Here is a 20,951-nt window from a genome sequence, read left to right on the forward strand (position 1 = left end):
CCGGCGCGGGCCCACCGGCCGCCTGCGGACCCATGTCGGGCGGCGCAATCCGGCCGATGGCACGAAACCTGCACGAACCCGAACTGGTCCGCGGCGCATCGCGCGATCGAACAACAACCAAAGCCATTCCAAGCTTTTAGGAGACTCCCTTGTCTTTCGTGATCGTCCTCGCCGCGCTGGCGTTCCTGATGTTCGCCGCGTATCGCGGCTACAGCGTGATCCTGTTCGCGCCGATCGCCGCGCTCGGCGCGGTGCTCCTGACCGAACCCGCCGCCGTCGCACCGGTCTTCTCCGGCATCTTCATGGAAAAGATGGTCGGCTTCGTCAAACTGTACTTCCCGGTCTTCATGCTGGGCGCCGTGTTCGGCAAGGTGATCGAACTGTCCGGGTTCTCCGAGTCGATCGTCCATGCGGCGATCCGCTACATCGGCCGCTCGCGCGCGAATGCGGTGATCGTCGCGGTGTGCGCGCTGCTCACCTATGGCGGCGTCTCGCTGTTCGTCGTGGTGTTCGCGGTCTATCCGTTCGCGGCCGAACTCTATCGCCAGAGCAACATTCCGAAACGGCTGATGCCCGGCGCGATCGCGCTCGGCGCGTTCTCGTTCACGATGGATTCGCTGCCCGGCACGCCGCAGATCCAGAACATCATCCCGACCACGTTTTTCAAGACGACCGCCTGGGCCGCGCCCGCGCTCGGCACGATCGGCTCGCTGTTCATCATCGTCGTCGGCCTCACGTATCTCGAATGGCGCCGCCGTTCCGCGATGGCGAAGGGCGAAGGCTACGGCACGTCGCTCGTCAACGAGCCGGAGCGCGTCGAGGCGAAGGCGCTGCCGCATCCCGCGCTGGCGATCCTGCCGCTGATCCTCGTCGGCGTGTCGAACTTCGCGTTCACGAAACTGATCCCGCAGTGGTACGGCGCCGCGTCGTACACGGTCGCGCCGGAAGTGCTGCCGGGCGTGCACGCGCCGGTCACGACGTCGATCAAGACGGTCGTCGCGATCTGGTCGGTCGAGGCCGCGCTGCTGCTCGGTATCGTGCTGGTCGTGCTGACCGCCTTCAAGCGCGTCAGCGACCGCTTCGCCTCCGGCTCGAAGGCCGCCGTCGCCGGTGCGCTGCTCGCCGCGATGAACACCGCGTCGGAATACGGCTTCGGCGGCGTGATCGCCGCGCTGCCGGGCTTCCTCGTCGTCAGCGACGCGTTGAAGAGCATCCCGAACCCGCTCGTCAACGCGGCCGTGTCGGTCAGCTCGCTCGCAGGCATCACGGGCTCGGCGTCCGGCGGCATGAGCATCGCGCTCGCCGCGATGTCGGACCTGTTCATCAAGGGCGCGCAGGCGGCCAACATTCCGATGGACGTGCTGCACCGGGTCGTCGCGATGGCGAGCGGCGGCATGGACACGCTGCCGCACAACGGCGCGGTCATCACGCTGCTCGCGGTCACGGGCCTCACGCACCGCGAGTCGTATCGCGACATCTTCGCGGTCACCATCATCAAGACGCTCGCGGTGTTCTTCGTGATCGCCGTGTACTACGCGACGGGGCTCGTGTAAGCGTCGGCATCCCAGGCAGCGCTTCATTCGCCGCCTGCCCTCGCCTTTCAAGATCGGACCGCATGCGCACCGGAACGGATTCCGGAATGCGCATCCGGTCCGATTTCATTTCGCTGCCCGTCGAATCAGGCCAAATCCCCGCCGCAGCGCTTGTACGCGCCCGGCGGTCGCCCCGGTCATTGCATAGCCTGCGCCCTTACTCGCCCATTGTTACCGGCAGCAGAACACTGCGTTGGGCGCGATCGCATTTTTCGCGCGGCCGCCCCGGCCTACACTGGTTTCAACGTCGCACGGCGCTTCGACGAACGAAGCGCTGCGATTCACCGGAATCGTGGAGGTCCCGACCATGAAGCGCCTGATCCAAGCCGTTGCCATCACCCTGGCCGTCTCGGCCCCGTTCGCCGCGCAAGCCCAGTCGAACCAGCCGCTCACGCGCGCGCAGGTCCACGCCGAAGTCAAGGCGCTCAAGCAGGCCGGCTTCCAGTCGAGCGACTGGTTCTATCCGGCCAGCATCGTATCCGCCGAAGCGAAGATCGCCCGCGAGCACGACGCCGGATACGGCAGCGATCGAGGCGCATCGTCGGAATCGGGCCGGTAATCCGTCGTCCAGCCCGCCCGACGATCCTCCCACGCGTCGTTACGCCTTCACGGGCTGAATCAGCTTCGTGCATGCCGCCGCCTGCGGATCGCCGGCCGGCAGTTTCCCGCACACGCCGTCGAACTGCTTGACGACCGACCTGACCGACGCGTCGTGCGCGCCGCTGCCGCGCCAGCGGTTCAGCTGCGTGACGACCTTGGTCAGCGCGCGCAGGTTCGCGCCGTAGAACGCGTCCCGGGTCTTGTCGGCCTGCGCGAGCACACTGGCGGCAATCCCTTCGATGCGCGCCGAATCGTCCGGCGCCAGTTCAACCGCATTCGCGAAGTAGGTCGCGCCCCAGCGCAGCTTCGTCGCCGGGCCGCTCGCCGCGTCGTACGCCTTGCGATACCAGTCGAGCGCGGCCGCCTTGTCGCCGCGCGCCTTCGCGTTCGCGGCCAGCCCCGACATGAAGTAGTACGGCGTGGACGAACGCGGCAGCTCGGCCTTCAGCAACGCATCCGATTCGTCGTACAGCCCCGCGTCGGTCAGCGTGTCCGCGCCTTCGCTGACGAGCGCCTGCCGCTCGTATGCATTCGCCGCGCCCTGCACCGATGCGGCGATCTGCTTGCGCGCGGTATCGGCGAGCACCGGTGCGGCGAGTGGTGCGCCCTTGCGTGCGTCGCCGCGCGCGAGCAGCACGCGGCCGTGCAGCGCCATCAGCCGGTCGATCGACGACAGCGTGGTGTCGGTCGACAGGCGCGCCAGCGCCGTGTCGTACGCGCCGCGCAATTTCGTGCCCTGCGCGTCGTCGCCGCCGAGATACGCGACCACGCGCGCGGGCGCGGCGACCAGCACGTCCGAATCGGCCCGCGACAGCGCGGCATCGTGCAGCACCGTGCGCAGCGAATCGGCGAGCGCGGCCTTGTCGAGCGCACCGGCCTGCGTCGGGTCGTCCGACGCGGCGACCACCGCCGACTTCAGCGCGAAGCGCGCCGATTCGGCTTTCGCACCGGCCGCCCGCGCGCGTTGCGCGAGCGACTGCAGCGTCTGCGCGACACGATCGGCCGGCACCGGCAGTGCGCCGTCGGTATCCCATGAATAGTCGGCCAGCAGGCGCCATTCGTCCGGCGTCAGCGACGCGCCGTTCGTCAGCGCCGTCGCGAGCGTCTGCCGCACCGGATGCGCGGCCGTCATCCCGAGCGACAGCGCCTGCATGTAGCGGTCGAGATCGGCTTCGCCCGGCAGCCGCGTCACTTCGGTGCCGTCGGGACGGAACAGGATCATCGTCGGATAGCCGTGCACCTTGAAACGCTCGCCGAGCTTCTGCGCGCTTTCGGTATCGCCGTCGAGATACACGGGCACGAAGAACGACGAGCGCGTCTTGAATGCCTGCTGGCTGAAGATCGTCGACTTCACCTGGTTGCACGACGGGCACCATACCGCGCCCCAGTACAGCAGCAGCGGCTTGCCCTCGCGCTTCGCGAGCGCGAACGCGGCATCGACGTCGCCGTGTTGCCATGCGATGCCGGGCGGCAGATGCGCACCGTCTGGCGATGCGCTCGCCACCGGGGCGCCCGCGGGCGTGGCGGCGGCGAGCGCCGCACCGGCGGCAACGAACAGGCAGGCGGCGGTGAGATTGCGGAGAACGGTTTTCATCGAAGCGGGTTCCGTTGAAAAAGACGGTTTCAGGGCGATGCCGCGCACGCAACGAGGGCCGTGAAGCGATGACGATGAGGCCGGCCGACAGGCAGCGCCGCGCATGCATCGATACGGAAAAGCGAAGCCGGCCGCAGCGACCGGCAAATCGTTCGACGATACGACGGGTACAGCCGAAGGAAAACGAACGAATTCTCGATTGGATATGACGGGCGGCAGCACGTGCCGCGTGTGCCGTCACATCGGCGACGGCCGGCCCTTCATTGCCGCGCCTTGATCCGGGCCATGTGATACACGGACGCATGCACGCCGTCGCGCAACGCGTAATCCGGCGATTCGCCTTCGATGCGGAAACCGTGTTTCTCGTAGAGCGCGATCGCCGCGCGGTTGTCGGTGAACACGGTCAGCTCGAGCCGCGTGATGTTCAGCCAGTTCTCCGCGAGGTCGATCGCGGCCGCGAGCAGCCGGCCACCGATGCCGCGCCCGTGACGGGCCGCGTCGACCATCATGCCGAGCGCCGCCGCGTGGCGCCGGCGCGGATTCGGTTCGGGATGCAGGCCGAGATGGCCGACCACCGTGCCGTCGATTTCGGCGACGAGGCTCATGCCGTGCTCGCGCACGCTGTCGAGCCGCTTCTGCCATTTTTCGAGCGACGGAAACGGCTGTTGCAACGTATTCATGTACACCACGGGATGCGCGGCGATCTGCCGGATCGCGTCGACGTCGTGCGTCTCGCTGTGCCGGATTCTGATATCGGTCATGGGTGGGCCGGTTCCGAAAAGTCACGCCGAAGGCGCGGACTGCGCAGGCGCGCAGCAACGCATCGAGCTTAGCCGATTTCACGCCTTTGAAACACAGGTGTCACGCGGTCGGCAGTCAGGTTGCATCCGCAACGAAACGCGCGCGCCATCCCCGAAAATCCGGAAAATTCTGACCGGTCACGCCCACGGAGATCGGTAATTTCTTACCGTTTTCAACCTCGCATCGCGCCTGAACGAATCGTTGCGCACACAACGTCACGTGCGCGACATGCGATGTCATTTCTTCATCACGTCGACGTCATGTCGACGCCCTAGACTGGGCGCCGCCGCAGTCCCGCATACGCCGGGTTGGTATGTGTGCCGACACCTGCCGCCGCGCATCACGAGCGCGCGGCGCGCAGGATCGCGACGACGAAGCCGCGACATCCGCGCGACGTCGGGCGTCGCGTGTCGGGCGCAATGCGTGCCCCGCTGCGACACGCGGCCGACGCCCCGAACGCGCACGCATCGGCGATCGCCCCGGGGCCGGACGACGCCCGGGCACCACCAGACGAACGCACGACCGCTCCCACCCTCACAGGACACGAACGCCATGACGTCACGCCGCAAATTCCTTCAGCAGACCGCCGGTTCCGGCCTCGCCGCCGCCGCGCTCTCCGCGTTTCCGCCGAGCATTCGCCGCGCGCTCGCGATTCCCGCCTTCCACGAAACGGGGACCATCCAGGACGTCAAGCACGTCGTGCTGCTGATGATGGAGAACCGCGCGTTCGACAGCTACTTCGGCACGTTCAAGGGCGTGCGCGGCTATGGCGACCGCTTCGCGGTGCCGTCGCCGAACGGCCGCGACGTGTTCTACCAGGCGTACACGAAGGCGACGCCCGCCGCGACCGTGACGCCGTATCACCTCGACGCGCGCCAGGGCAACGCGCAGCGCGCGGGCGGCACGCCGCACACGTGGGCCGACGCGCAGGCCGCGTGGGACCACGGCCGGATGAACCGCTGGCCCGACGCGAAGACGCCGCTGTCGATGGGCTATTACGACGCGGCCGAAGTGCCGTTCCAGCGCGCGCTCGCCGATGCGTTCACGCTGTGCGACCACTACCACTGCGGGATGCACACGGGCACGATCGCGAACCGCCTGTTCTACTGGAGCGGCACCAACGGCCCGAACGGCATCAGCCCGGCCGACGGCAGCCGCGTGAAGATCGCCGCGCTGAACAACCAGTTCAACGGCGGCAACGACATCGGCCCGTCGAGCCAGGGCTGGACCTGGACGACCTATGCCGACCGGCTGCAACAGGCCGGCGTGAACTGGAAGGTCTATCAGAGCCTGATCGACAACTTCGGCTGCAACGAGATGATGAGCTTCCGCCACTGGCGCGCGGCGATCGAGCAGATGCCGGCCGCGCGCCGGCCCGCGTACGTCGCGTCGACCGACATCACCCAGCCGGTGACGGCGGCCGGCGCGTTCTACGATCCGGCGATCGACGATCCGCTGAGCCCGCTCGCGAAGGGCTTCGGCAACACGATGCCGTACGGCTTTCTCGAAACGTTCCGCGACGACATCCGCAACGGCAAGCTGCCGGAAGTGTCGTGGATCATCCCGCCGTCCGCGTACAGCGAACACCCGGGGCCGTCGAGCCCCGCGCAGGGCGGCTGGTACGTGCAGGCCGTGCTCGACGCGCTGACGGCGAACCCGGAGGTCTGGAGCAAGACCGTGCTGCTGGTGAACTACGACGAGAACGACGGCTTCTTCGATCACATGCCGTCGCCGGCCGTGCCGTCGCGCAATGCCGACGGCACGCTCGCGGGCGGCCATACGCTGTCGGCCGCCGACGTCGCGGCCGAGTACCACGACTTCGCGCCGGCCACGTCGAGCCAGCCGGCCGTCGACGGCCGTCCGTACGGCCCGGGCCCGCGCGTGCCGATGTGGATCGTGTCGCCGTGGAGCCGCGGCGGCTGGGTCAACTCGCAGGTGTTCGACCATACGTCGACGCTGCGCTTCCTGGAGAAGCGCTTCGGCGTCGCGGAGCCGCAGATCAGCGCGTACCGCCGCGCGGTGTGCGGCGACCTGACGAGCGCGTTCAATTTCCGCACGCCGAACAACGAGCCGCTGCCGACGCTCGCGGGCCGCACGACGAAAAGCCAGGTGGACGCGCTGAGCGCCGCGCAGCAAACCGCGCCGAAGATCGTGCCGCCCGTCACGCCCGCGCCGCCCGCACAGGCGACCGGCGTACGTCCGTCGCGCGCGCTGCCGTACGAACTGCACGCGAGCGCGCGCACCGATGCCGGCACCGGCACCGTCACGCTGAAGTTCGCGAACACCGGCCGCGCCGCCGCCGTGTTTCACGTCTACGACAAGCTGCACCTCGACCGGCTGCCGCGGCGCTACGTCGTCGAGCCCGGCAAGCGGCTGCACGGCGACTGGGCCGCGCGTGCCGACGATGGCGGTAAATATGACCTGTGGGTGCTCGGCCCGAACGGCTTTCACCGCCGCTTCACCGGCGACCTGAGCCGCGTGGGCGGAGCACGCGCGCCGCATCCGGAAGTGCGCGTCGGCTATGCGGGCGCGAGCGGCAACCTCCACCTGCGGCTGCGCAACGACGGCGCCGGCACGGTGCGCTTCACGGTGAAGTCGAACCAGGTCTACGGGCCGCTGTCCGGGCGGGGCGGGAACGACGACCACGGTCATGGCCACGGCAACGAAAGCGGCGACGGCCATGGCACCGGCACCGGCACCGGCACCGGCACCACATGGACCGTCACGGTGCGCGCCGGCGAGCAGTCCGAACTGCACTGGAAGCTCGACTCGACCGGCCATTGGTACGACTTCATCGTCACGGCCGACAGCGACGCGAGTTTCTCGCGCCGCGTGGCCGGCCGCGTGGAAACCGGCCGCCACTCGGTCAGCGACCCGGCGATGGGGCTCGCCGACCGCTTCTGACGCCGCCTCGGCGACGCGCGGCGCAGCGCGTGTCGCCGCCCGCGCCGGCGTGGCCGCGAACGCCGTTCGGGTACCGGTTTCGGCCGGCGCCCGAACCGGCGGAAACGCCCGCCCGGCGCGGCTCAAACATCAGAAGGATCGGTGGTATAGCCCTCTTTTCGTCCCCACGAAAATGCTCCGTGTCGCGGCCCGTTCGCGTTAAACTGCGTCAAGCTGTATTCAACAAAGACATCTTTGCCGCCACGGCATCCACGACACGACACGAGGATAGGTTCGATGCGCACTACCGGCTCATCCGGGGCAATGACCCTGCTCACCGAACACGACGCGGCCGACGGCCGCGAACTGCGCTCGCTCCGGCTCGAGGCAACGGGCGACGGCAAGAGCGTGCTGCTGATCGAGATCGACGAACGCAAGCCCGGCATCCACCGCGAGGTCCGCTACGAGATCACGCCGGCCGAACTGATCGCGGCGATCCGCTCGCACGGCGCCGAGCTGCCCGGCGAAAACCACGGCGCCGCATCGCTCGCCCGTACGCCCTCCTGATTCCGAACGGTGAGCCGCGTGCAACGCGCCGGCTCACCCACATCCCCTGCCGCCGTCAGGCGCTTTGCGTCATTCCCGCCGCTGCCTTGAAAAAGGCCGATAATCGGCGCATCTGCATTTCCCGCCCACGCGTTTCCTTTTCGGCCAGCCGTCATGCTCCGTGACCTCGTCGCCCAGTACGGGCCGCTTCTCGTATTCGCCAACGTGCTCGCCGCGGCGGTCGGCCTGCCGGTGCCCGCGATGCCGACGCTCGTGCTGTTCGGCGCGATGTCCGCGATGCACCCGGCGATGATCGGCTCGCAGCTCGTGACGGTCGTGGCGCTGTCGGTGCTCGGCGCGCTGATCGGCGACACGGTCTGGTACGTCGCCGGGCGGCGTTACGGCGGCACGACGCTGAAGACGATCTGCCGGCTGTCGCTGTCGCGCGATACCTGCGTGAAAAAGACCGAGCGCTTCTTCGGCCGCTATGGCGTGCGCGTGCTCGCGGTCGCGCGTTTCATCCCGGGGTTGTCGCTGGTGTCGGTGCCGATGGCCGGTGCACTCGGCACGCGCTATCGCACGTTCGCCGGCTACGACGCGCTCGGCGCCGCGCTGTGGACGATCGTCGGGCTGGGAGCCGGCCTCGTGTTCTACCGGCAGATCGACTGGCTGTTCGCCGGCGCGAGCCGCCTCGGCCGCGCGGTGCTGCTGGTCATCGTCGCGCTGCTCGCCGTCTATGCGGCCGTGCGCTGGATGCGCCGCCGCGCGCTGATCCGCCAGCTCGCGAACGCGCGGATCGGCGTCGACGAACTCGACGTGCTGCTGCGCGACGCCGCCGCCCCGGTGGTGCTCGACGTCCGCTCGCCCGAGCACCGCAAGCTCGACCCGTTCACGATTCCCGGTGCGCAGTTCGCCGACGAGCGCCAGATCGGCGACATCGTCGCACGCTATCCGCTCACGCAGAAGTTCGTCGTGTATTGCTCGTGCCCGAACGAAGTGACGGCCGCGCTGATGGCGAAGCGCCTGCTCGATGCAGGCTTCACCGATGCGCTCGCGCTGCGCGGCGGGCTCGACGCATGGCGCGATACCGGCCGCCAGCTCACGTCGCTCGTGGAAGAGATTCCCGCCGCGAACGATCCCGTGGCGGGCTGGCACAAGCCGGCCTGATCGCACCGATCGCAGGCCGGCCGTGCGAGACAGGGGCCTTGCGCCCCCTTCCATCAGAACGCGTGCAGCGGCAGGTTCACGACCAGACGGTACTCGGTGTTGGTCGCGTCCGAGTAGTGGGCCGAACCGGCGTGCCACATCGCGATGAACGTGACCTTCGTGTTCTTCAGCTTGCCGCTCTGGAACGTGTACGACGGGATGAAGCCGAACTCGTGGTGACGGCCCTGCACCGGCGCGCCGTTGCTCCAGTAGATGCTCGACTTGCTCGGATCGTTCGCCGCGCCCGCGCTGCCGTCCGCGCCCCAGCCCGTCACGCCCCACACCATCGCCTTGAAGCCCGGCAGGCCGGCGTCCTTGCCGTAGAACGTGTAACGCAGCTGCAGCGATTTTTCGTGCGGTGCGTTGTAGTCGACGTCCATCGAGTTGGCCAGGAAGATGCCGTTCGTTTCGTTCAGGTAATCGAAGAACTGGTCGCCGAGCACTTGCTGGAAGCCGAGCAGCAGTTCATGCGGGCCATGCTGTGCGGCCAGCGACAGGCTGTACGCGTTGTTGTTGATCTTGCCTTGCAGCGCATCGCCCGTGTCGTGCGTCGAGTAGACGTTGCCGAAGCCGGTCCACTTGATCGTCTGCGGGCTGCCGATGCTGTGCTTCACCGACGCATAGTACTGGTGCCACACGTCGTCGGCCTGGTTCGCGTACAGCGCGACTTCGCCGTTCGGCGAGTAGTCCCACGTGCCGCCGACGTAGGTCAGGCGATTGATGCGCGTGCCGCCGTATTGCGTCGTCAGGTTGGTGAGCGTCGTATGGCCGCGCGCGTCGGTCTTCGTGAAGCTGCCGGCCTCGAGCATCACGTTCTTGAATTCATTGCTGACGAGCGTCGCGCCGAGGAACGTCGGCGGCAGCGCACGGTTGTCGTGCTGCTCCATGAACGGGTTGTCGACGGCCTGCAGACCGTACTTGACCACCGTGTTCGAGATGCGCGCCTTCACGTCATAGATACCCGGGTACGCCCATGCAAGCTGGTTCGACCCGCCGCCGCCCTTCGCCACGTGCACCATGTTGCCCGCGCCGGCGCCGCCGTCGAGTTTCAGGCCCGCGTACAGCGACGCGTCCACGCCGAAGCCGATCAGGCCCGCCGTATAGCCGGACTCGAAGTTCGCCATCACGCCCTGGACCCACGCATGGCGGTGCGGCCCGCCCTTGTTGTCGAGGATGTCCGAATAGTTGCGGAACAGGAAGTCGAGATGGCTGTCGGCGATGAAGCCGTTCGACTTCGACTGCGCCGACGGCTCGTCGGGCGGCGTGACGGCCTGGGTCGCCTCGGCGTTGACAATGGCGTTCGGGGTCGTTGCCTGCGCAACGGATGCGCCCGATCCGGCGGCCGGCGCGGCCTGCGCAACCGTCAGCGGCGCGGAGGCCGCGTCGTCGGCGTGCGCGACGCCCGTCAGCGAGACGCCGGCGAGCGCCGGCAATCCCCAGGCAAGCAGCATCTTCGATGCCGTCCCGATCTTTTTCTGCTTTTTCATCATCATTCTCGTCTTGTGTTGATATCGTCCACGCCGGTCGCGATCCGCTCCCAGCCCCCCGGCGAGCCCGGCTAAGGACGCGCCTGTACCCGCGGCGCGAAGATCGTTCGCGCCGCACCTACCCCTGTTGACCTGCCTTGGTTATGTTTGCTGCGTCACTTCACATCACGCCGCGCCCGCGCGGATGCACGCGACGCGCGCCGCCGACCCCTGCCGCACTTCCGGCAGCGGCACGTCCTGCGCGCACGCGTCGATCGCGACCGGGCAGCGCGTGCGGAACGCGCAGCCGGACGGCGGGTTGAGCGGCGAGGGCATCTCGCCCGCCAGCAGCATCGGACGGCGAGCACGCTCGCGCGCCGGCTCCGGCGTCGGCGCGGCATCGAGCAGCGCCTTCGTGTACGGGTGTTGCGGCACGCCGTACACGTCATGCCGCGTGCCGAACTCCATCACGCGGCCGAGATACATCACGAGCACGCGCTGGCTGATGGCCTTCACCACCGCCAGATCGTGTGCGACGAACAGATAGGACAACGACAGTTCGCGTTGCAGATCGCGCAGCAGGTTCACGATCTGCGCCTGGATCGACACGTCGAGCGCCGATACGGGTTCGTCGCAGATCACGAGCTTCGGCTCGCTGATCAGCGCACGCGCGATACCGACGCGCTGGCACTGCCCGCCGGAAAATTCATGCGGATACCGCAGCAGGTGATGCGCGTTCAGGCCGACGCGCTCGAGCATCGTGACCACGCGGCGGCGCACTTCGGCACGGCCGAGGCCGGCGTGGTGCGTGACGAGCGGCTCCGCGACGACCTGCTCGATCGTCATGCGCGGATCGAGCGACGCGAGCGGGTCCTGGAAAATCATCTGCACTTCGCGCCGCATCGCGGTGCCGCGCAGGTGATCGGGCGCCACGGCCTGGCCGCGCCATTTCACGGTGCCGGCCGTCATCGGCACGAGGCCGATCAATGCGCGCGCCAGCGTCGACTTCCCGCAGCCCGATTCGCCGACGAGTCCGACCGTCTCGCCGCGCTTCACGTCGAACGACACGCCGTCGACCGCGCGCAACGTGCCTTTCGGCGACCACGGATAGCCGCCCAGCGGCACGCGGAAATGCACCTTCAGATTCTCGACGGACAGCAGCGTGTCGTCCGTCGCGCCGGCTTGGCGGCGTTCATCGACGCTCATCGCAGACCTCCCGTCAGATCGGCCACGGGCCGGTGGCACGCGCGCACCGCGCCCACGGCGCCATAGGTTTCGAGCGCGGGGCGCGCCGCGCCGCAGCGTTCTTCCGCATACGTGCAGCGCTTCGCGAACGCGCAGCCGGCCGGCGCGGTGCCGGGCATCGGCGGGTTGCCAGGAATCGCGACGAGCGGCGCATCGTCCGCGTCGGTCAGGCGCGGCAACGCATTGAGCAGGCCGATCGTGTACGGATGCGACGGCGCCGCGAAGATCGAGTCGGCCGGCGCGTATTCGACGGTGCGGCCTGCGTACATGACCATCACGTCGTCGGCGAGGCCGGCGACCACGCCCATGTCGTGCGTGATCAGCACGATCGCGGTGCCGCGCTCGCGGTTCAGCTCACGCAGCAGGTCGATGATCTGTGCCTGCACGGTCACGTCGAGCGCGGTGGTCGGCTCGTCGGCGATCAGGATTTCCGGCTCGGAGAGCAGCGCCATCGCGATCATCACGCGCTGCCGCATGCCGCCCGAGAATTCGTGCGGATACATGCGGATGCGGCGCGCCGCGTCGGGAATGCGTACCGATTCGAGCGCCTCGATCGCGCGCTTGATCGCTTCCTTGCGCGACAGCTTGCGATGCAGCTGCAGCGTCTCGGTCATCTGCCGCTCGATCGTCAGGAACGGATTGAGCGACGTCATCGGGTCCTGGAAGATCATCGCGATCCGGTCGCCGCGCACCGCGTTAAGCGCGCGCGTATCCATCTCGAGCAGGTTGTCGCCGCGGTAGCGCGCGGCGCCGGTCGTCGTGCCGTTGCCGGCCAGCAGGCCGAGCAGCGCCATCACGGTCTGGCTCTTGCCCGAGCCCGATTCGCCGACGATGCCGAGCGTCTTGCCGGCTTCGAGCGAGAACGACACGCCGTTGACGGCGTCGATCGGCGGCGCATCCTTGCGCGTGAAGCGCACGCCGAGGTTTTCTACTTCCAGCAAAGCAGCCATTTCAGCGATCCTTCGGGTCGAGCGCGTCACGCAGGCCGTCGCCGACGAAGTTCACGCAATAGAGCGTCACGCACAGCATGACGGCCGGGGCCAGCAGCAACCACGGCATCGATTCCAGTTTCTGCGCGCCGTCCTGGATCAGCACGCCCCAGCTCGTCATCGGTTCCTGCACGCCGAGGCCGAGGAACGACAGCACCGATTCGGTCAGCACGATGTTCGGCACCGAGACCGTCGCGTACACGACGACCACGCCGAGCAGGTTCGGCACGACGTGACGCAGCACGATCGACGCCGGCGACACGCCGATCGCGCGCGCCGCATCGACGAACTCGCGATTGCGCAGCGACAGCGTCTGGCCGCGCACGACGCGCGCCATGTCGATCCACGAGAACGCGCTGATGGTCAGCACGACCAGCATGAACGAGCGGCCGAACAGGGTCATCATGAGGATCGCGATCAGCAGGTACGGGATCGCGTACATCATGTCGACGACGCGCATCATCACGGAGTCGACGCGGCCGCCCGCGAAGCCCGCGGTCGCGCCCCACGCGACGCCGAACAGGCCCGACACGAGCGTGCCGAGCAGGCCGACCTCGATCGATACGCGGCCGCCGATCAGCGTACGCACGAGCAGGTCGCGGCCGAGCTCGTCGGTGCCGAACCAGTGCTGGTTCGCCCAGGTCGGCGGCAGGCTGATCGAGGCCCAGTCGCTCGCCGCGGGATCGGCCGCGAGCAGCCACGGACCGACGAAGCAGGCGAGCGTGATCAGCGCGAGCAGCACGAGGCTGAACAGCGCCGCGCGGTTGTGAAGGAAGCGCGCGAACGCCAGCTCGAGCGGCGAGCGCGAACGCGGCGGCGAATCGGTCTGCACGGGCAGGCCGACGACGGGAGTGGTCGGAGTCATCGCTGTGCCTCGCTCAATAACGGATGCGCGGATCGAGCCACGCGTACGCGAGGTCGACCAGCAGGTTGAACAGCACCGCGCAGACGGTCGTCAGCACGACGAGGCCGAGCACCAGCGTGTAGTCGCGGTTGATGGCGCCGTTCACGACGAGTTGCCCGAGGCCCGGCAGCGCGAACACCGACTCGGTGACGACGGCCGCCGTGATCGACGTGATGCAGACCGTGCCGAACAGCGACACGACCGGCATCAGCGCGGGCTTGAGCGCATGGCGCAGCACGATCGTCGAGCCGGGCAGGCCCTTGGCGCGCGCGGTGCGGATGTAGTTGCTCGACAGCGTCTCGATCATCGAGCCGCGCATCACGCGTGCGAGCAGCGACACGTTGATGAGGGTCAGCAGCGCGATCGGCAGCAACCGGTACCGCCAGCCGCCATCGCCCCAGCCGCCGGCCGGCAGCCAGCCGTTGCCTTCCGACGTCTTCAGCAGGATCGCGAAGATCCACACGAGGACGGGGCCGAGCACGAACGGCGGCACGACGTTGCCGAAGTTGCCGATCAGCATCACGAAACGGTCGATCACGCTGTCGCGGCGCACGGCCGCGACGGTGCCGAGCAGCACGCCGAGCACGATCGAGATCGGGATCGACACGCCGCCCACGCCGAGGCTCACGGGCAGCGCCTTCTTCACGAGATCGTTCACCGACCAGTCGACGTAACGGAACGACGGACCGAGATCGCCGTGCAGCAGCGAGCCGAGATACAGCAGGTACTGCTTCCACAGCGGCTCGTCGAGGTGGTACTTCGCGTTCAGGTTCGCGAGCGTCGCGGCGGACAACTGCTTCTCCGTATCGAACGGGCCGCCGGGCGTGAAATGCAGCAGCAGGTAGCAGACGGTGATGACCGCGAGGATCGTCGGCACCGCCCACAACGTGCGCCTCAATGCGTAGGCCAGCATGATCGCTCCGCTCAGTGCTTGATCAGGTACATGTCCTGCGAAGCACGCATGTCGATCACGTTCTTCAGCGAGTAGCCACCGACGTAGGACTTCACGAGACGGTCGGCCGAGTACTGGAACAGCGGCACCATCGGCGTGTCCTTCATCGCCATGTCGTGCGCCTGCGTGAGCAGCGCGGTGCGCGCGGTGTCGTCGAGCTTCTGGTTGCCTTCCTCGACGAGCGCGTCGACCTGCTTGTTGCAGTAGCCGACGGTGTTCTGCGAGCTGCCGCAGCGGATCAGGTCGAAGAACGTCATCGCGTCGTTGTAGTCGGCGAACCAGCCGTCGCGCGCGATCTGCACCTTGCCGTCATGCCGCTGCTTCATCAGCACCTTGAACTCGACGTTCTCGAGCTTCGTGGTGACGCCGAGCTTCGTACGCCATTCCGATGCGGTGAACAGCGCGACCTTCTTGTGCAGGTCGTTGGTGTTGTACGTGAGCGTGAACGACAGCGGCTTCGCGTCCGAATAGCCGGCCTGCTTCAGCAGGTCCTTCGCGGTCGCGATGCGCTTGGCCATCGGCCACGACGCCCATTCCGGCGTGAACGGCTGCACGCCCTTCGTGCCGTTCGGCATCAGCCCGTACATCGGCTTCTCGCCGGCCTGCGTGAGCTTCGACGTCAGCACGTCGCGATCGATCACCATCGACAGCGCCTGGCGCACGCGCTTGTCCTTCAGCGCCGCGTCGCTGTTGTTCAGGTAGTAGTAGTAGGTCGCGAGCTGCAGGCCCGGGCGCAGTTCGGCGCCGAACTGCTTGCTGACCTGCTGGAAGATGCCCGACGGAATCGAGTAGCTGTAGTCGATCTGGCCGGCCTGGTACATGCGCATCGCGGTTTCGTCGCTTTCGATCGGCAGGTACGTGACCTTGTTGATCACCACCTTCGATGCGTTCCAGTACTTCGCGTCCTTGGTCGCCACGATGCGGTTGTTCGGCTGCCAGTCGACGAGCTGGTACGCGCCGTTGCTGACGAGGTTGCCCGGGCGCGTCCATGCGTCGCCGAACTTCGTCACCACGTCCTTGTTCACCGGCGCGAGCGGCGCCATCGCGGTCAGTTCGGGGAAGAACGCGACGGGCACGTCGGTCGTCACTTCCAGCGTGTACGGGTCGACCGCGCGCACGCCGAGCGTCGTCGGCGCGGCCTTGCCGGCGATGATGTCCTTCGAGTTCTTGATGAACTCGACGAGGATCGTGTATTTCGAGCCCGTCTTCGGATCGACGAGGCGCTGCCACGAATAGACGAAATCGGCGGCCGTCACCGGCTGGCCGTTGCTCCACTTCGCGTCGTGGCGAAGCTTGAAGATCCACGTCTGCGGCGTCTTGCGCTCCCACGACAGCGCGACGCCCGGCACGACCTGGCCAGCCGCGTCGATGCGCGCGAGCCCTTCGAACAGGTCGAGGCCGATCGTGTTGCCGGTCCACGATTCGATGTGCGCCGGGTCGAGCGACTCGACTTCGGCCGGCACCTGTCGCGTCAGGTCCTGTTGGGGAGCGAGTGCGACGTTCGACGGAACGGTCACGGCGTGGGCGACCGGCGTCGTCAGGGCGAGCGCGGCCAGCACGGCCGACATGGCATGCAAGGATTTCATCGTGGCAGTCTTGAGAAGGTTGTTCGGTGAGCGTCGCGCGGCGGATGCCGCGGATTACGCGTGAGACGCTGACGGGCGCAGCGATTGAGGAGGCCCGTGATTCTCGTATTGCATGTTAGTATTCCTTACATTTCTTTCGACAGGCATTCCGTCGAATGAAACGAAGGAATACCCGTGCGTTAGAACAGTCGCGGCGTACCGACCCAGACCACCACCGACTCGATCTTCGCGGTGTTGACCCAGCTGTGCGGCACCGTCGACTGATAGTGCGAACTGTCGCCGGCCTGCAGGACGAACGTCTTGCCTTCCAGCGTCAGCGACACTTCCCCTTCAATCACGTACAGGAACTCCTCTCCTGCATGTGTCGTCACCTCGGACCGTTTCTGCCCCGGCGGCATCCTCACGAGGATCGCCTCAAGCTGGCGCCCTTCGGACACGTTCGTCAGTCTCGCGAACAGGTTCGCCGAATCGGCAAACCCGAAGAAGCGCAACTGATCGCCTCGGCACACCGAGCGTTCCTCGCTCGGCGTATCCACGAAGTACTGCACCGTCACGCCGAGTGCGTGGGCAATACCGGCCAGCGACGTCAGTGACGGCGACGCGAGCCCGCGCTCGACTTGAGACAGAAACGGCTTCGAAATCCCCGCGGCGGTAGCGGTGTCGTCGAGCGTGCGCTTCAGACGTTGGCGCAACGCGCGAATCTTGCTGCCGAGTGCGACAGCGTCTGCCGATCGCGAGTTTTCAGTGGGGGAACCATAGCAGGCCGAAAAGTGGTCGTCAAAAAATGTTTGATGGAAAGTAACTAAGTTAATTGGAGATAGCTTAATCTTCGGGTTCGTACACGCCTTCGGCGTTGAGCCCGGTGCACTAAACAGGGCCCGAAGCGCACGAAACGACGCGCTATCTTGCCAGACTCGCAGGCTTCACAGGCAAGCTGCAAGCGGCTCTCCGGGAATTTGCGGAGAACCGGCGTCAAGCTTACAAGTAGATGATGAGACAAATGTTCCTGAAAGCTGCTGCCATATCGGGAGTTTCCCTAAGTGGCGCGGACCCGACGCACCGGACCGGCAAACGTTACCATTCGCGCGCCGGTCGGGGCCGCGCTCCGCCTTTCGGCGCGGAGTCCGACCCCGGCCCGGGCTAACCGCCCGACTGCTCCATCGCCGACGCAAGCCTACCCGGCCTCAGTGCTCCGGCGCCAGTTCGACCCCCAAGGCGACGCGCGATCCGCGCCGTCCGTTTCAAACGAGATTGATGATGCACGCACCTGTTTCACAGACCCGATCGTTTACGACGGTCTTCCTCATCGAAATGTGGGAGCGCTTCGGCTACTACGGCATGGCCGCGCTCCTGGTCCTCTTCATGGTCGACCGGCTCGGCTTCACCGACAGCCACGCGAACCTGACCTGGGGTGCGTTCACCGCACTCGTCTACGCCGCGCCGTCGATCGGCGGCTGGATCGGCGACAAGGTGCTCGGCGCCCGCCGCACGATGATCATCGGCGCGTCCGTGCTGTGCGCCGGCTACCTGATGCTCGCGGTGCCGAACGATCACCTCGCGTACATGTACGCGTCGCTCGGCGTGATCGTCGTCGGCAACGGCCTGTTCAAGGCCAACGCGGCGAACCTCGTGCGCCGCATCTACGAAGGCGACGACGCGCGCATCGACAGCGCGTTCACGATCTACTACATGGCGGTCAACATCGGCTCGACGGTGTCGATGCTCGCGACGCCGTGGATCAAGGATCACTGGGGCTGGCACACCGCGTTCGCGGTCTGCTGCGGCGGCATGCTGCTCGCGATCCTCAACTTCATGCTGATGCACCGCACGCTCGCGCACGTCGGCTCGCAGCCGGACGACGAGCCGATCCGCTGGAAGCGCCTCGGCGCGGTCGCGGCCGGCGGCGTCGCGCTCGCGCTGATCACGCTGTACGTGCTGCAGCACAAGCAGCTCGCGGTCGCCAGCGTGTGGACGGCCGCATTCGCGATCCTCGCGATCTTCGCGTACATGATCGCGAAGTCGGAGCGCTCGGAGCGCGCGGGCCTGATCGCGGCGCTCGTGCTGATCGGCCAGGTGATCCTGTTCTTCATCTTCTACGTGCAGATGTCGACGTCGCTGACGCTGTTCGCGCTGCGCAACGTCGACCCGCGCTTCATGCTGTTCGGCACGACGCTGTTCACGTGGAGCGCCGCGCAGTTCCAGGCGCTGAACCCGATCTGGATCATGCTGCTGAGCCCGGCGCTCGTGTGGGTCTACAACGCCGTCGCGAAGGGCGGGCGCGACCTGCCGGTCGCCGCGAAGTACGCGCTCGGTTTCGGCGCGGTCGCCGCCGGCTACCTGGTGTTCACGATCAGCGGCCGCTACGCGGTCGACGGTCGCGTGTCGTCATGGTTCATGGTGTGGGGTTACGGCCTGTACTCGCTCGGCGAACTGCTGGTGAGCGGCCTCGGCCTCGCGATGATCGCCCGCTACGTGCCGGCGCGCATGAGCGGCTTCATGATGGGCGCGTATTTCGTCGCGACGGGCGTGTCGCAGTATCTGGGCAGCGTCGTCGCGAACTTCGCGCAGATGCCGTCGCACGAACTGCCGGCCACCGAGTCGCTGCCGCTCTACCTGTCGCTGTTCGAGAAGCTCGGCTGGCTCGCGGCGATCGGCATGCTGCTCGCGCTGCTGCTGCTGCCGCTGATGAACCGCCTGTCGCGCCAGCATCAGCGCTGCACGGAAGAACGCCGCGAAGAAGCGTTGCAGGCGCAAGCAGCGGCCGCCGCGCAGTAAGTACTATCCCTCGGCGTGCGGCGTGCACGCCACATTCTCCCGCCAGAAACGCGAACGCGTCCTACACTGGTTGCAGACAACGCATCCGCGTCGCGAGATGCGCACTGGCGGGAGAACACGATGAAAAGCAAGACAACGCGGCTGTTGAGAATCCTGTCGGACATCCGGCACGCGCAGCGCTGCACCGCGATGCGCGCCGCCCGGGCCGCGGCCGAAGCCGACGCAGTGCTCGCGGAGCGCGACGAGCCGGCGCAGGACGAACGCGACGACGCCGAATCCGACGACGCCACCGCCACGCCCCGCTCCCGTATCGGCTCACCTCACTGACGCCGCGCGGCGCCTGCCGCGCCGCACCCTTCTTGCGCGCGCCTACGCCGCCGCGCCGCGCCATCGCGCGATCCACGTCCCCGAACCCGCCACCGCCATCATCAGCCCGACCGCGCACGCGTCGGCGACGAGGCCCACGCCGACGTGCCGCAGATCGGCGTCGCGCACGACCGGGTGCAGCAGCGAATCGATCACGAGCGAGATCGCCGCGCCCGCGACGAAGCAGATCAGCCCGCGCTGGCCGACCGCCACGACGGGCCGTACGCCCTGCGCGATCCGCGCGATCCAGCCGAAGCGCACGCAATCGGCCATCAGCCATGCGACGGCCGCGAAGCTCACGACGCGCGGCAGCGCGAGATCGCGCTTGAGCACGCCTTCGGGCACCGGCAGCCCCGAGAACAGCTTGTAGCTCGCGCAGCCGAGCACGATCGCGCACGCGAGCCCGGTCGCCGCGGCGCCCCAGCGACCGAGTGCGACGCGCCGGTAGAACGGCTGGCAGCGCGCGAGCACGCCGGCGACGAACATCAGTTGCCACGCGAACGGGTTGAAGCTCCAGCGGAAGCCGTCGGTGTCCAGCAGTTCCGGGCCGAGCCAGCCCGCGGCGAGCCACGACGCGGCGCTGATCGCGACGAGCAGCCACGGATGGCGCCGCGCGAACGGCACCAGCACCGGCGACGCGAGCGCGAACAGCACGTACATCGGCAGCACCGACGCGAGATACGGCTGGCGCTGGAACGTCAACAGTTCGGCGAGACCCGTGAGCGGCGACGCGAGCATCACGCTGACGTCGTCGAGCGCGAGGTTCGGCGCGTCGATGCCGAAGTGATCGAGAACGGCCGACACGACGAGCATCAGCGTCGACGTCGCGAGAAACGCGCGGTAGATCTGCATCGCGCGCCGCACGAACCGCTGCTGCGCGGCGCGCGCGCCGTGTCGCTCGGCGATCGCGCCATATGCGCTCGCGGTCGCGAAGCCGCCGAGGAACACGAACACCTCGGCCGCATCGCACAGCGCGAATGCGTGCAGCGTCACGCGCGACAACACGCTCGCGCCAATGTGATCGACGACGATCATCAACAGCACGAGCCCGCGAAAGAAGTCGACTTCGATCAAACGGCCGCTGCGCGACGGCTGCACCATGGCGGAACGCGGCGGGCTCAACGACATGAGCGCACCTGCACGACGGCGGTGCGGCACGCACCGGGGAAAGGATCGGGAGAGAGACGGCGAGCGCGATCAGCGGCGATGCGCGTATGCCCGCATCGCGCCAATCCGGCTGGCCAGGCGCGGAGATGACCGTTCATGGCAAAGCTGCATACGAAGGGAAGTCGGTCAGGCCAGTCTAGTAGCCGATCAGGGGAGACCCTAAGTAACAAAGTGCAACCGAATCTTCTGTTCGATTACAAGCGCGAGCGTTGCGCGGCGAAGCAGACAGCGCCGCCAGATTCGCGTCAGCGCGTCGCCAGTTGGCGGTCAGGATCGAGG

The 20,951-nt window shown here is 67.5% G+C and carries 17 protein-coding genes; 7 read left to right on the forward strand and 10 right to left on the reverse strand.

Features of this window, described 5'->3' with window-relative positions; genetic code table 11:
- Positions 1-149 precede the first annotated feature (149 nt).
- Positions 150-1,553: a GntP family permease gene (locus tag SY91_RS25880; RefSeq protein ID WP_006480309.1), complete on the forward strand. Its 1,404-nt coding sequence runs from the start codon at positions 150-152 to the stop codon at positions 1,551-1,553.
- Between the two features lie 346 nt (positions 1,554-1,899).
- Positions 1,900-2,151: a DUF4148 domain-containing protein gene (locus SY91_RS25885; protein WP_023477274.1), complete on the forward strand. Its 252-nt coding sequence runs from the start codon at positions 1,900-1,902 to the stop codon at positions 2,149-2,151.
- A 39-nt stretch (positions 2,152-2,190) separates the two neighbouring features.
- Here SY91_RS25885 and SY91_RS25890 read toward each other — a convergent pair whose 3' ends face one another.
- Positions 2,191-3,786: a thioredoxin family protein gene (locus tag SY91_RS25890; RefSeq protein ID WP_043888262.1), complete on the reverse strand. Its 1,596-nt coding sequence runs from the start codon at positions 3,784-3,786 to the stop codon at positions 2,191-2,193.
- A 260-nt stretch (positions 3,787-4,046) separates the two neighbouring features.
- Positions 4,047-4,547 carry a GNAT family N-acetyltransferase gene (locus tag SY91_RS25895; RefSeq protein WP_023477277.1) on the reverse strand — a complete coding sequence of 167 codons (501 nt, stop codon included), beginning with the start codon at positions 4,545-4,547 and terminating at the stop codon, positions 4,047-4,049.
- A gap of 592 nt (positions 4,548-5,139) precedes the next feature.
- On the opposite strand from SY91_RS25895, the gene SY91_RS25900 reads away from it, so the two are divergent.
- The 3 genes from SY91_RS25900 to SY91_RS25910 all read left to right on the forward strand — a co-directional run bounded on the left by SY91_RS25900 (position 5,140) and on the right by SY91_RS25910 (position 9,183).
- Positions 5,140-7,491, forward strand: a complete 2,352-nt coding sequence (locus tag SY91_RS25900; protein ID WP_023477279.1) for a phosphocholine-specific phospholipase C — start codon at positions 5,140-5,142, stop codon at positions 7,489-7,491.
- Between the two features lie 276 nt (positions 7,492-7,767).
- Positions 7,768-8,037 (forward strand): hypothetical protein, encoded by a 270-nt coding sequence (locus SY91_RS25905; RefSeq protein ID WP_006480304.1) that lies wholly within the window; start codon positions 7,768-7,770, stop codon positions 8,035-8,037.
- Between the two features lie 153 nt (positions 8,038-8,190).
- The gene (locus SY91_RS25910) at positions 8,191-9,183 is read left to right on the forward strand and encodes a DedA family protein/thiosulfate sulfurtransferase GlpE (protein ID WP_006480303.1); all 993 of its coding nucleotides are present in this window, start codon (positions 8,191-8,193) and stop codon (positions 9,181-9,183) included.
- Positions 9,184-9,236: 53 nt separating this feature from the next.
- Here SY91_RS25910 and SY91_RS25915 read toward each other — a convergent pair whose 3' ends face one another.
- The 7 genes from SY91_RS25915 to SY91_RS25945 form a co-directional block, all read right to left on the reverse strand.
- The gene (locus SY91_RS25915; RefSeq protein ID WP_043888272.1) at positions 9,237-10,709 is read right to left on the reverse strand and encodes an OprD family porin; all 1,473 of its coding nucleotides are present in this window, start codon (positions 10,707-10,709) and stop codon (positions 9,237-9,239) included.
- Between the two features lie 165 nt (positions 10,710-10,874).
- The gene (locus tag SY91_RS25920; RefSeq protein ID WP_011548891.1) at positions 10,875-11,894 is read right to left on the reverse strand and encodes an ABC transporter ATP-binding protein; all 1,020 of its coding nucleotides are present in this window, start codon (positions 11,892-11,894) and stop codon (positions 10,875-10,877) included.
- Entirely contained in the window at positions 11,891-12,883 is a 993-nt protein-coding gene (locus SY91_RS25925) for an ABC transporter ATP-binding protein (RefSeq protein WP_023477282.1), read from the reverse strand. Before SY91_RS25925 ends, SY91_RS25920 begins: the two co-directional genes overlap by 4 nt.
- A 1-nt stretch (position 12,884) precedes the next feature.
- On the reverse strand, positions 12,885-13,787 hold the full coding sequence (locus SY91_RS25930) for an ABC transporter permease (RefSeq protein ID WP_006480300.1): 903 nt from the start codon (positions 13,785-13,787) through the stop codon (positions 12,885-12,887).
- A gap of 13 nt (positions 13,788-13,800) precedes the next feature.
- The gene (locus tag SY91_RS25935) at positions 13,801-14,739 is read right to left on the reverse strand and encodes an ABC transporter permease subunit (RefSeq protein WP_006480299.1); all 939 of its coding nucleotides are present in this window, start codon (positions 14,737-14,739) and stop codon (positions 13,801-13,803) included.
- 11 nt (positions 14,740-14,750) lie between these two features.
- Positions 14,751-16,364, reverse strand: a complete 1,614-nt coding sequence (locus tag SY91_RS25940; protein WP_043888265.1) for a peptide ABC transporter substrate-binding protein — start codon at positions 16,362-16,364, stop codon at positions 14,751-14,753.
- A 179-nt stretch (positions 16,365-16,543) separates the two neighbouring features.
- On the reverse strand, positions 16,544-17,065 hold the full coding sequence (locus SY91_RS25945; RefSeq protein WP_185921412.1) for a cupin domain-containing protein: 522 nt from the start codon (positions 17,063-17,065) through the stop codon (positions 16,544-16,546).
- A gap of 553 nt (positions 17,066-17,618) precedes the next feature.
- On the opposite strand from SY91_RS25945, the gene SY91_RS25950 reads away from it, so the two are divergent.
- Together SY91_RS25950 and SY91_RS25955 are read left to right on the forward strand one after the other, a co-directional pair.
- Positions 17,619-19,139 carry a peptide MFS transporter gene (locus SY91_RS25950; protein ID WP_023477284.1) on the forward strand — a complete coding sequence of 507 codons (1,521 nt, stop codon included), beginning with the start codon at positions 17,619-17,621 and terminating at the stop codon, positions 19,137-19,139.
- A gap of 120 nt (positions 19,140-19,259) precedes the next feature.
- The gene (locus SY91_RS25955) at positions 19,260-19,466 is read left to right on the forward strand and encodes a hypothetical protein (RefSeq protein ID WP_011694889.1); all 207 of its coding nucleotides are present in this window, start codon (positions 19,260-19,262) and stop codon (positions 19,464-19,466) included.
- 42 nt (positions 19,467-19,508) lie between these two features.
- On the opposite strand, the gene SY91_RS25960 is transcribed toward SY91_RS25955, so the two are convergent.
- Positions 19,509-20,633 (reverse strand): OpgC domain-containing protein, encoded by a 1,125-nt coding sequence (locus tag SY91_RS25960; RefSeq protein WP_043888267.1) that lies wholly within the window; start codon positions 20,631-20,633, stop codon positions 19,509-19,511.
- Between the last annotated feature and the right edge of the window lie 318 nt (positions 20,634-20,951).

Source organism: Burkholderia cenocepacia (assembly GCF_014211915.1).
In the GTDB taxonomy this organism is placed as follows: Bacteria; Pseudomonadota; Gammaproteobacteria; order Burkholderiales; family Burkholderiaceae; genus Burkholderia; species Burkholderia orbicola.